Source organism: Streptomyces lushanensis, from assembly GCF_001700515.1.
GTDB lineage: Bacteria > Actinomycetota > Actinomycetes > Streptomycetales > Streptomycetaceae > Streptomyces > Streptomyces lushanensis.
The window spans coordinates 1-11,561 of record NZ_MAUD01000226.1 but is presented as its reverse complement, the minus strand read 5'-3'; the positions used below and the strand labels follow the sequence as shown (position 1 = coordinate 11,561).

The following is an 11,561-nucleotide window of genomic DNA, read 5'->3' as shown; positions in this document are numbered from 1 at the left end:
TGGTCGCCCCCACCACGACGATCGACCTCGACACCCCGGACGGGGCGTCGATCGAGGTGGAGCAGCGATCGGGACAGGAAGTGACGGAGGTCACGGCGCCGCAGGCCGCGGTGGCGGGAGTGGAGGCGGGGGGTGGGATGCCGGTGGCGCCCCTGGGAACGCAGGCGTACAACCCTGCCTTCGACATCACACCCCCGGAACTGGTGACGGCGATCGTCACCGAAAAAGGCGCGCTGTCCCCGGTGACCGGGGCCGGAATCGCGGAGCTGTGTGTCAGGTCACGCCAAGGTAACGATGAGCTAATGGGATGATGTCGATATGAAGGGACGTGTCCTTGTCGTCGATGACGACACCGCACTGGCCGAGATGCTCGGGATTGTGCTGCGTGGTGAGGGTTTCGAGCCGTCGTTCGTAGCGGACGGTGACAAGGCGCTCGCCGCTTTCCGGGAGGCCAAGCCGGACCTGGTGCTGCTGGATCTCATGCTGCCCGGTCGGGACGGTATCGAGGTGTGCCGGCTCATCAGGGCCGAGTCCGGGGTTCCGATCGTCATGCTGACGGCCAAGAGCGACACGGTCGATGTGGTGGTGGGGCTTGAGTCGGGGGCCGACGACTACATCGTCAAGCCGTTCAAGCCCAAGGAGCTGGTGGCCCGTATCAGGGCGCGGCTGCGCAGGTCCGAGGAGCCGGCACCGGAGCAGTTGGCGATAGGCGATCTTGTCATCGACGTGGCGGGTCACTCGGTGAAGCGGGACGGGCAGTCGATCGCCCTGACGCCGCTGGAGTTCGATCTGCTGGTCGCGCTGGCACGGAAGCCGTGGCAGGTGTTCACGCGTGAGGTGCTCCTGGAGCAGGTGTGGGGCTACCGGCACGCGGCGGACACCAGGCTGGTCAATGTGCATGTCCAGCGGTTGCGCTCCAAGGTCGAGAAGGACCCGGAGCGCCCGGAGATCGTGGTGACCGTCCGTGGCGTCGGTTACAAGGCAGGGCCGAGCTGACATGCCCGGCGGCAGCGCTGCTCCGAAGCCCGGGGAGCCGGGAGTCCGTGCGGGGCGGGCTGTCGGCCCGGGACAGGTGTTCTCGTGGTTCGGCCGGCTCTTCCAGAGTGGCCGGCTGCTCCAGGACGGCTCGCCGGGCGGACCGGTGCTTCGGCTGCTGGTGCGCTGGGTGAGACGGCCGCTGCTGCCCGCTGTACGGCTCTACCGGCGCAATATCCAGCTCCGGGTCGTCGCCGCCACATTGCTGATGTCGCTCGGTGTGGTGCTGCTGCTCGGGTTCGTGGTCATCGGCCAGGTGCGCAACGGTCTGCTCGAAGCCAAGGAGAAGGCGGCCCAGAGCCAGGCGGCGGGCGGGTTCACCGTGGCGAAGGAGAAGGCCGACGCACCGGCCGCGCCCGGTGGCCGGGACGCCGACGGGACGAGCGGCAAGTCGGGGAGGAACTCCGTCAACTGGCGCTCCGACCTGGTCGAACAGCTCGCCAGCGGCGGCCCCGGTGCCTTCAATGTGGTGGCGCTGAGTCCCGAAGCCCAGGACGTGGTCTCCACCAACCGCGCGCCCCGGGTCTCGGGCGGAGTGGATTTCGCCAGCGTTCCCGCCGATCTGCGCTCCGCCGTGGCGCGGGGTACCGGGCCGTACGAGACATACGCGCAGATCAGGTACACCGGTGCGACCGAGGACCGGGAGCCGGAGCCGGGGCTGATCGTCGGCAAGCGGCTCAACGACGTCGACGGCAACGCGTACGAGCTGTACTACCTCTTCCCGCTGACCCAGGAGGAGCAGTCGCTCAACCTGGTCAAGGGCACGCTCGCCACGGCCGGGCTTTTTGTGGTCGTGCTGCTCGGGGCCATCGCCTGGCTGGTGGTGCGGCAGGTCGTCACGCCCGTACGGATGGCCGCGGGTATCGCCGAGCGGCTCTCCACCGGCCGTCTCCAGGAGCGGATGAAGGTCACGGGCGAGGACGACATCGCGCGCCTCGGTGAAGCGTTCAACAAGATGGCGCAGAACCTCCAGCTCAAGATCCAGCAGTTGGAGGAGCTGTCCAGGATGCAGCGGCGGTTCGTCTCCGACGTCTCGCACGAGCTGCGCACGCCCCTGACGACCGTGCGGATGGCCGCCGATGTCATCCATGAGGCACGCAGTGACTTCGATCCCGTCACGGCGCGCTCGGCCGAGCTGCTCGGCGACCAGCTCGACCGCTTCGAGTCGCTCCTGTCGGATCTGCTGGAGATCAGCCGTTTCGACGCGGGCGCGGCGGCGCTGGAGGCCGAGCCGATAGATCTGCGGGTTGTCGTTCGGCGGGTGATCGGCGGCGCCGAGCCGCTGGCGCAGGCCAAGGGCAGCAGGATCCGTGTTCTCGGGGACGAGCAGCCCGTCGTCGCCGAGGCCGATGCCCGCCGTGTGGAACGGGTGCTGCGCAATCTGGTCGTCAACGCCGTCGAGCACGGCGAGGGCCGGGACGTGGTCGTACGGATGGGAGTCGCGGGCGGGGCCGTCGCGGTCGCCGTGCGTGACTACGGTGTGGGACTCAAGCCCGGTGAGGCGACCCGGGTGTTCAACCGCTTCTGGCGGGCCGATCCGGCGCGCGCCCGTACCACCGGTGGTACCGGCCTCGGGCTGTCGATCGCCGTCGAGGACGCGCGGCTGCACGGCGGCTGGCTCCAGGCCTGGGGCGAGCCCGGCGGCGGCTCCCAGTTCCGGCTGACACTGCCCCGTACGGCGGACGAGGCGCTGCGCGGCTCGCCCATACCGCTGGAGCCCGAGGACTCCCGGCGCAACCGGGAGCGCGCCGGAGCCCATGAACTCAAGGAGAGCGCGCAGCGGCTGGCGAATGTGCCCGTCCAGCAGCGGGCGGACCGCTCCGCGCTGCCCGCCGCGCCGGGTGTGCCGTCGCCGCCCTCGTCGGCCCCCGCGGTGGATCCCGCGGCGATGCCGGGCAACGGAGCGCGCGTGGTGGCGCGCCCCGCCGAGGAGTCTCTTTCCGACGGTGGGCCCGGCGCCGGGCACGGCCCGGGTGGGTCCGGTGGTTCCACCCAGCAGGTTACGGAGCGGGAGGACACGATTCGTGGGCGCTGACCGCCGTCGGTACGGCCTGGGACGGGTGATGCGCGCGCCGGTCCTGCTGGCGACCGTCGCCGCGCTGCTGGCCGGGTGCGCGTCGATCCCCGACAGCGGTGACGTGGAGCCGGTGAAGGCCTCACCGCCCGGTGAGTCGCAGGTGCGGGTGTACGCCGTGCCGCCCCGGGAGAAGGCCGGGCCCGACGAGATCGTCGACGGCTTCCTGGAGGCCATGACCAGTGACGATCCCGACTTCGCGATGGCCAGGAAATATCTGACGAAGGGGGCGTCCAGGGACTGGAAGCCGGGCGAGAGCACGACCGTGCTGCGTGCCGCGCCCGATCCCGCCCCGGTCAAGGAGCCGCCCGCCGGCGCCGATGACGGCGGTCGCACCTATCCGCTGTACGGGGACCGGATCGCCGATGTGGACTCCGCGCACGCCTATCAGCCGGTCGAGCCGACGCCGTACAACGGGATGATCCATCTCGTGCAGGAGAAGACCGGCGCGGACACCAAGGAATGGCGCATCGACAGCCTGCCGCCGGGACTGGTGCTCGGCGAGTCGGACTTCCAGCGCAACTACCGCTCCATGAATAAGTATTACTTTGCTTCGGGAGAGAACTGGCTGGTCGCGGACCCCGTCTACATCCGTCAGCGAATAGACCCCACGACACGGATGGATCCGGTCACCCAGGCGGTGAAGGTCCTGCTCGACGGGCCGACGCACTGGCTGAAGCCGGTGGTCGACTCGCCCTTCCCGGCCGGTACGGCCCTTCAGAAGGGCACCAGATCGCTGGAGTTCGACGACCGGAACGCGCTGAAGGTGCCGCTGAACGAGAAGGCGTCCAAGGCGGGACGCAGCCAGTGCCGCAAGATGGCGGCGCAGTTGCTCTTCACTCTGCGGGATCTGACCTCCACCCCGGTCAGTCAGGTCGAGTTGCTGGCGGACGGATCCTCGCTCTGTGTGCTCAGCGGGGACCAGGCCGAGGAGTTCGCGCCCGACCGCACCACCGGGCGTCCCGACAACCCGTACTTCGTCGACAGCGGCGGCCGGTTGTCGACACTCCACATCGGCGCCGACGAGAGCGTCGACCCGGTGCGTGTCGTCGGGCCGTTCGGCAAGGACGGGCCGAAGCTCGGCTCGGTCGCGGTCGCGCGTGACGAGAAGCACGCGGCGGGTGTCTCCGAGGACGCCAAGTCGCTCCATGTGGCCTCCATACTCTCGGACGGCGAGTTGGGCGATCCGCTTGTGGAGAGCAAGGGCGCCCGCCCCCAGGACCGGCTGTCCGCACCGAGTTGGGACGGACACGGAGATCTGTGGATCGCCGACCGGGACCCCGCCCAGCCGCGTCTGCTGCGGTTCGCGGAGGGTGCCGGCGCGCCACTGCCGGTCACCATCGACGGGCTGGGCGGCGCGCGTATAGAGGCGCTGCGCGTGTCGGCGGACGGGGTACGGATCGCGATGCTGCTGTCCGAGGACGGACGGACCACCTTGCGGATCGGGCGGGTGGAGCGGGACGGCTCCGGGCCCGAGCCGGAGGTGTCCGTGAGAGGACTCCAGCCCGTGGCGCCGCAGATGGAGTCGGTGACGGCGGTGTCCTGGGCGGGGCCCAGCCGGCTGGTGGTGGTCGGCAAGGAGTCCGGCGGGGTGGAGCAGGTGCGCTACATCCAGACCGACGGATCGACCTCGGCGGCCGGTGTGCTGCCGGGACTGTCCCCGGTGACGGCGATCGCGGCGGCCGACGACGACCGGCAGCCACTGGTGGCCGACACCCAGGAGGCGGGGATCGTGGGGCTGCCCATGGGGGCGAACTGGCAGACGATGGTCGAGAACGGCTCGTCACCGGTCTATCCCGGCTGACCGTGCCCATCGGCCCGTGACGCCTCCCCGGCAGCTGGAGGACGCGTCCCTGACGGCCGGTCCCGGCGGTGCCCGCTCGGCCGCCGGGACGGCGGCCGAGGAGCGGCGTTCGGCTCCGGCCGGGATGGCCACTGCCCATACGCACGCGCCGACGTGCGGGTATGTACCGGGCCGGGGCACCGGGCTCTGCCGAAACCAGTTGTCCACAGGGGTGGCCGGGCGCCCGCGTCATTGGCACAGTGGGTCCCATGCGGGGGTGGTGGTGCGAGATCGCCGGCCTGGTGCTGCCGGTCGTCTGTGCCGGATGCGGCAGCCCCAGGACGCCGTTGTGCGAGGAGTGCGGACGGGCGCTGTACGGGACGTGGCCGTGCCGGGTGCGGCCGGTTCCCGAGCCGGTGGGGCTGCCGGTGGTGCACGCGGCGGCGCCGTACGAGGACGCCGTACGGGCCGTTGTCCTGGCACACAAGGAGCGGGGCGCGCTCGGGCTGGCCGCGCCACTGGGCCGCGCCCTGGCCGGAGCCGTACGGGCCGCGGCACCGGCCGGTACGGGAGTCGAACCGCTGCTGCTCGTGCCGATGCCCTCCTCGCGGCGCGCCGTCGGAGCGCGTGGTCATGACGCGACCCGCCGGATGGCGCTGGCCGCCGCGGGTGAGCTGAGGCGCGCGGGCCGGCCGTGCCGGGTGCTGCCGGTGCTGCGGCAGCGGCGTGCGGTGGCGGACCAGGCGGGTCTCGACGCCCGTCGCAGACGGGTGAATCTCTCGGGCGCGCTGGAGGTGGCCGTCGGAGGCGCGCGGCTGCCCGCGGCCGGCCGGGTGGTGCTGGTGGACGATCTCATGACAACCGGTTCTTCGCTCGTCGAGGCGGCGCGGGCACTGCGTGCCGCAACGGGGTCCGGCATTCCGGGATACGTACAGGTGAGCGCGGCAGTCGTGGCCGCGATGCCCCTGTCCTTCGAAATAAACCGGAACTGATCGCGATCTTGCATCGTTGCTGGTAAACGGGGAAGAAGAAGACCTGAACAGAGGTACATCCCGGTAGCGGGTGCCGACACCCGTCCGGGAGGGCTATGTTCGGTTATGAGGAATGGCGCAAGCCACGACTCACTGAATGCACTGGTCTGCTCGGCGTTTTCAGAACCTCGAATCTTCGGGGGGTGGAGATCACGCCGACGGGGGAGGAGGAGGTGAAAGTCGCCAAGTCCGAGGCTCCGGTGACTACTGGGGTCTGGTGCAACAAGGAGTAACTCCGCAATGAGGCGGAGTGATCCGGGAACGGAGTTCTGCGTGGACATCGTCGTCAAGGGCCGCAAGACCGAGGTGCCCGAGCGGTTCCGCAAGCACGTGGCCGAGAAGCTGAAGCTGGAGAAGATCCAGAAGCTCGACGGCAAGGTGATCAGCCTCGACGTCGAGGTTTCGAAGGAGCACAACCCGCGGCAGGCCGACCGGTGCGACCGGGTGGAGATCACGCTCCACTCCCGTGGCCCCGTGATCCGCGCGGAGGCCGCCGCGGCCGATCCGTACGCGGCGCTCGATCTGGCCACCGGCAAGCTGGAGGCCCGGCTGCGCAAGCAGCACGAGAAGCGTCACAACCGGCGTGGCAATGGGCGGCTTTCGGCCGCCGAGGTCGTCGAAGTCGTTCCTGACGTGGCTCAGTTGAACGCCAACGGCCAGACCGCCGCGGAACAGGCTGCCGCCGAGGCCGTCCCCACCACCAGGATCGGCACGCTGGAGGTACAGGGTGAGGGACCCCTGGTGGTCCGGGAGAAGAACCACGCGGCGGCACCGATGACACTCGATCAGGCGCTCTACGAGATGGAGCTGGTCGGGCACGACTTCTATCTCTTCGTCGATTCCGACACCAAGGAACCCAGCGTCGTCTACCGGCGCCATGCGTACGACTACGGTGTGATCCACCTCAGGACGGACCCGTTCGCCGGTTCGGAAGCCGGCGGTGCGGGCGGCGCCCTCGGCGGCTGAGCCGTCAGCCGCACGCGGCTGACGGACGGGCCGTGTGCCGGCCGGGAATCGGGCCGGAGCACGTGCTCCGCCGGTGCCCCTGAGCGCCCCCCGCGCCTCAGGGGCACCGGCGTGCGGACCGAAGGGTCACCGCACTGCCACCCGGGCATGGAATCATGGCGTCGCAAGCCAACGAATGGTCTGCGAACTGCGGTTGGCCGGCTCTTGACGAACTCGGGCCACGGCCTTCAGGGGGAGGAACGATGGCGGACAGCTTCGGACCGGTGCACGGCGCGGACGATGCCGACGACACGGTCGGCGGCGCCCGGTCCGACGCCGACACGGAACGGGGCGGCTCCCGCAAGGAGCCCATCCGGGTCCTTGTCGTGGACGACCACGCCCTCTTCCGCCGTGGACTGGAGATCGTCCTCGCCCAGGAGGAGGACATCCAGGTCATCGGCGAGGCCGGTGACGGCGCCGAGGCCGTGGACAAGGCCGCGGATCTGCTGCCGGACATCGTGCTGATGGATGTACGGATGCCCAAGCGCGGCGGTATCGAGGCCTGCACCTCCATCAAGGAGGTGGCCCCCAGCGCCAAGATCATCATGCTGACGATCAGCGACGAGGAGGCCGACCTCTACGACGCGATCAAGGCGGGCGCCACCGGCTATCTCCTCAAGGAGATCTCCACCGACGAGGTCGCCACCGCCATCCGCGCCGTGGCCGACGGACAGTCACAGATCAGTCCGTCCATGGCGTCCAAGCTGCTGACCGAGTTCAAGTCGATGATTCAGCGCACCGACGAGCGCAGACTCGTGCCCGCGCCGCGGCTGACCGATCGTGAACTGGAAGTCCTCAAGCTGGTGGCCACGGGAATGAACAACCGCGATATCGCCAAGGAGTTGTTCATCTCCGAGAACACCGTGAAGAACCATGTCCGCAACATTCTGGAGAAGCTGCAATTGCACTCCAGGATGGAGGCCGTGGTCTACGCGATGCGGGAGAAGATCCTGGAGATCCGCTGAACGGCCACTGAGCGGTTGCTGAGCCACCTTTGAGCGGTCGGACGGCAAACCGGACGGCGGTCAGTCACAAGGCGGTGAGCGCGTCGGCGAGCGGGCCGCGCAGCTCCGGCGCGTCCTTCTGCTCGATGGCTGTCCGCTCCACGCGGACGTCTGAGCAGCCCACCCACTCCGCCGCTTCCCGCAACGCCTGGGCCATGGGGAGCACGGCCTTGCCGGTCGCCAGGGACACCTGCTTGGCCACCAGCGTCTTCCCCTCGCGCGCCGGGTCGACACGGCCGAGCAGTCGGCCGCCGGACAGCAGCGGCATCGCGAAATAGCCGTACACCCGCTTGGGCTTGGGCACATAGGCCTCCAGCCGGTGGGTGAAGCCGAAGATCCGCTCCGTGCGCGCCCGCTCCCAGATCAGGGAGTCGAACGGCGACAGCAGAGTCGTACGGTGGCGTCCCCGGGGAGTGCTCGCCAGTGCCTCGGGATCGGCCCAGGCGGGCTTGCCCCATCCTTCGACCGTCACCGGCACCAGCCCCGAGTCGGCGACCACGGCGTCGAACTGCTCGCCCTTGAGACGGTGGTAGTCCGCTATGTCGGCGCGCGTGCCGACACCGAGCGACCGGCCCGCGAGCCGGACGAGCCGGCGCAGACACTCCCTGTCGTCCAGGTCGTCATGGAAGAGCGCGTCGGGGACGGCGCGCTCCGCGAGGTCGTACACCCGCTTCCAGCTGCGCCGGCCGGTGCACACGACCTCGCCGAGCATCAGCGCGCGCTCGACGGCGACCTTCGCCTCCGACCAGTCCCACCACGGGCCGCCGTTCTTGGCGCCGCCCAGCTCCGTGGCCGTCAGCGGGCCCTCCGCGCGCAACTGCTTGATCACCGCTTCGTACGCGCCGTCCGCCAGCTCGTGGTACCAGTGCGGGCGGGCGCGGTAGGCACGGCGGCGGAAGGCGAAGTGCGGCCACTCCTCGATGGGCAGAACGCAGGCCGCGTGGGACCAGTACTCGAACGCGTGCGGGCTCGGTGAGGGTTCTCCGGCGGGCGCGGGCGTCCAGTAGGCGTCCTCGACCGTCCTGCGGCCGACGGCGCCCAGCCGTGCGTACGGAATCAGCTCGTGCGACCGCGCCAGCACCGAGATGGTGTCGAGCTGGACGGCGCCGAGATGGCGCAGGACGCCCCGGACGCCGCCGCGCCGGTCGGGCGCGCCGAGGAATCCCTGGGCGCGCAGCGCCATACGGCGGGCGTCGTCGGCGGACAGCTCGGCGGCGGGTGGCACAGTGGTCATGGTCCGCACGATAGACGGCGCCACCGACACTCAGGGCCGGGCGGGTACGTCCCGGGCCCGGGCGGAGTCACTCGCGGCCCCGGACACGGCCCGCGCCGTATCCGCACCGTGTTCCGTATGTGCCGCCCGCGCGTCCGTCTGCGCGGGCAGATACGGATGGGCGCCCGCCAGCCCCGCGTCGGAGGGCAACAGCGCGCCTATCCAGCAGTCACGCAGAGTGCCCTTGTTGAGCAGTCCGGCGCGCAGCACGCCCTCCACCACGAAACCGGCCTTCTCCGCGACCGCGCGCGAGCCCGCGTTGCCGACCTCGGCACGCCACTCCACCCGGTCCGCGCCCGCCTCCGTGAAGGCCCAGCGCGACAGCGCCGTCACCGACTCCGCCGTGCAGCCGCCGCCCCGGTGCTCCCTGGCCGTCCAGAAGCCGATCTCCCAGGTGCCGGAGCGGGGGTGGTGCAGCGCGACCGCGCCGATCACCGGGCCACCGCCACGCCGCTCCACGACGAAGGTGTACGCGGTGTCGTGGAGCCAGCCCTCCGGGGCGAGCCGGCCGATGTAGTCAACCGCGTGCCGTCGTTCGTACGGCGAGGGGACCGTCGTCCATCGCTGGATGTCCGGATCCTGGCAGGCCGCGAAGATCTCTTCGGCGTCGGCGGGTTCCGGCGGGCGCAGCCGCAGCCGCTCCGTCGTGAGAGTGAGGGGATCCATGCCCGGATTCTGCCGGGGCGTGTGCCTTGTCACGACCGGTTTTCTCGTGGCACCGGCACCTTCGACGGGTTCCGCGCGTTCTTCTTGCGGGTGACAGCAGGCCCACGTGACGGCGGCCCTCCCGGCACAGGCGGGTCCTCGCTTACGATGGCCGTTGCGGTGGGGCCCGCCTGCCGTGCCCGCGCCCGTGTCCATATCCGACCCGTGCCAGGCCCGACCGGCAAGGAGACCAACCTCAGTGTCCGTCTTCAACAAGCTCATGCGTGCAGGCGAAGGCAAGATCCTGCGCAAACTGCACCGCATCGCGGACCAGGTCAACTCCATCGAAGAGGACTTCGTGAGCCTCTCCGACGCCGAGTTGAGGGCGCTCACCGCCGAGTACAAAGAGCGCTACGCCGACGGCGAGAGCCTGGACGACCTGCTCCCCGAGGCCTTCGCGACCGTACGCGAGGCGGCCAAGCGCGTTCTCGGCCAGCGCCACTACGACGTCCAGATGATGGGCGGCGCCGCGCTGCACCTCGGCTATGTCGCCGAGATGAAGACCGGTGAGGGCAAGACCCTCGTCGGCACGCTCCCCGCTTATCTGAACGCGCTGTCCGGCAAGGGCGTCCACCTGATCACGGTGAACGACTACCTGGCCGAGCGCGACTCCGAGATGATGGGCCGCGTCCACAAGTTCCTGGGCCTCGAAGTCGGCTGCATCCTGGCGAACATGACGCCCGCGCAGCGCCGTGAGCAGTACGCCTGCGACATCACGTACGGCACGAACAACGAGTTCGGCTTCGACTACCTCCGCGACAACATGGCGTGGTCCCAGGAGGAACTGGTCCAGCGCGGTCACAATTACGCGATCGTGGACGAGGTCGACTCGATCCTCGTGGACGAGGCCCGTACGCCGCTGATCATCTCCGGCCCCGCCGACCAGGCCACCAAGTGGTACGGCGACTTCGCCAAGCTGGTCACCCGGCTGACCAGGGGCGAGGCGGGCAATCCGCTCAAGGGCATCGAGGAGACCGGCGACTACGAGGTCGACGAGAAGAAGCGCACCGTCGCCATCCACGAGCCGGGTGTCGCGAAGGTCGAGGACTGGCTGGGCATCGACAATCTGTACGAGTCGGTGAACACCCCGCTGGTGGGTTATCTGAACAACGCCATCAAGGCCAAGGAACTCTTCAAGAACGACAAGGACTATGTCGTCATCGACGGCGAAGTCATGATCGTCGACGAGCACACCGGCCGTATCCTCGCCGGCCGCCGCTACAACGAGGGCATGCACCAGGCGATCGAGGCGAAGGAAGGGGTGGACATCAAGGACGAGAACCAGACCCTCGCCACGATCACCCTCCAGAACTTCTTCCGCCTCTACGGCAAGCTCTCCGGTATGACCGGTACGGCCATGACCGAGGCCGCCGAGTTCCACCAGATCTACAAGCTGGGCGTCGTGCCGATCCCGACGAACCGGCCGATGGTCCGGGTGGACCAGTCCGACCTGATCTACCGCACCGAGGTCGCCAAGTTCGCCGCCGTGGTCGACGACATCGCGGAGAAGCACGAGAAGGGCCAGCCGATCCTGGTCGGCACCACCTCGGTCGAGAAGTCCGAGTACCTCTCGCAGCAGCTCAACAAGCGCGGTGTCCAGCACGAGGTGCTCAACGCCAAGCAGCACGACCGGGAGGCGACGATCGTCGCC

General features: G+C 69.6%; 9 protein-coding genes and 1 pseudogene. 8 read left to right on the top strand and 2 right to left on the bottom strand.

Translation table 11 applies throughout. From position 1 onward, the window contains the following. The 7 genes and pseudogenes from BFF77_RS19340 to BFF77_RS19310 all read left to right on the top strand — a co-directional run. Window positions 1-311: pseudogene (locus BFF77_RS19340) on the top strand (S-methyl-5-thioribose-1-phosphate isomerase); the annotation flags it as partial. A 7-nt stretch (window positions 312-318) separates the two neighbouring features. Then, a complete protein-coding gene (gene mtrA, locus BFF77_RS19335; protein ID WP_009333493.1) occupies window positions 319-996 on the top strand; it encodes a two-component system response regulator MtrA in 678 nt (225 codons plus the stop codon). Between the two features lies 1 nt (window position 997). After that, window positions 998-3,070 carry an MtrAB system histidine kinase MtrB gene (gene mtrB / locus BFF77_RS19330; RefSeq protein ID WP_079125303.1) on the top strand — a complete coding sequence of 691 codons (2,073 nt, stop codon included), beginning with the start codon at window positions 998-1,000 and terminating at the stop codon, window positions 3,068-3,070. Next, window positions 3,060-4,913 (top strand): LpqB family beta-propeller domain-containing protein, encoded by a 1,854-nt coding sequence (locus tag BFF77_RS19325; protein WP_107422194.1) that lies wholly within the window; start codon window positions 3,060-3,062, stop codon window positions 4,911-4,913. Before mtrB ends, BFF77_RS19325 begins: the two co-directional genes overlap by 11 nt. Window positions 4,914-5,161: 248 nt before the next feature. Next, complete coding sequence (locus BFF77_RS19320; protein WP_066951349.1) at window positions 5,162-5,884, top strand: ComF family protein; 723 nt, start codon at window positions 5,162-5,164, stop codon at window positions 5,882-5,884. Window positions 5,885-6,196: 312 nt separating this feature from the next. Further along, the gene (gene hpf / locus BFF77_RS19315) at window positions 6,197-6,889 is read left to right on the top strand and encodes a ribosome hibernation-promoting factor, HPF/YfiA family (RefSeq protein ID WP_066951350.1); all 693 of its coding nucleotides are present in this window, start codon (window positions 6,197-6,199) and stop codon (window positions 6,887-6,889) included. A 242-nt stretch (window positions 6,890-7,131) separates the two neighbouring features. Next, the gene (locus tag BFF77_RS19310) at window positions 7,132-7,893 is read left to right on the top strand and encodes a response regulator (RefSeq protein ID WP_066951346.1); all 762 of its coding nucleotides are present in this window, start codon (window positions 7,132-7,134) and stop codon (window positions 7,891-7,893) included. Window positions 7,894-7,957: 64 nt separating this feature from the next. Here BFF77_RS19310 and BFF77_RS19305 read toward each other — a convergent pair whose 3' ends face one another. Together BFF77_RS19305 and BFF77_RS19300 are read right to left on the bottom strand one after the other, a co-directional pair. Further along, window positions 7,958-9,166 (bottom strand): winged helix-turn-helix domain-containing protein, encoded by a 1,209-nt coding sequence (locus tag BFF77_RS19305; protein WP_066951344.1) that lies wholly within the window; start codon window positions 9,164-9,166, stop codon window positions 7,958-7,960. Between the two features lie 30 nt (window positions 9,167-9,196). Next, a complete protein-coding gene (locus BFF77_RS19300; protein ID WP_066951341.1) occupies window positions 9,197-9,871 on the bottom strand; it encodes a GNAT family N-acetyltransferase in 675 nt (224 codons plus the stop codon). A gap of 238 nt (window positions 9,872-10,109) precedes the next feature. Between BFF77_RS19300 and BFF77_RS19295 the strand changes: the two genes are divergently transcribed. Beyond that, window positions 10,110-11,561: preprotein translocase subunit SecA (locus tag BFF77_RS19295; protein WP_342671241.1), on the top strand; the 1,452-nt coding region annotated here is incomplete at its 3' end.

Bases quoted from the DNA above. Each gene is read 5' to 3' on its own strand.
- mtrA (WP_009333493.1), top strand. From the start codon at position 319: ATGAAGGGACGTGTCCTTGTCGTCGATGACGACACCGCACTGGCCGAG.
- mtrB (WP_079125303.1), top strand. From the start codon at position 998: ATGCCCGGCGGCAGCGCTGCTCCGAAGCCCGGGGAGCCGGGAGTCCGT.
- BFF77_RS19320 (WP_066951349.1), top strand. From the start codon at position 5,162: ATGCGGGGGTGGTGGTGCGAGATCGCCGGCCTGGTGCTGCCGGTCGTC.
- BFF77_RS19310 (WP_066951346.1), top strand. From the start codon at position 7,132: ATGGCGGACAGCTTCGGACCGGTGCACGGCGCGGACGATGCCGACGAC.
- BFF77_RS19305 (WP_066951344.1), bottom strand. From the start codon at position 9,166: ATGACCACTGTGCCACCCGCCGCCGAGCTGTCCGCCGACGACGCCCGC.
- BFF77_RS19300 (WP_066951341.1), bottom strand. From the start codon at position 9,871: ATGGATCCCCTCACTCTCACGACGGAGCGGCTGCGGCTGCGCCCGCCG.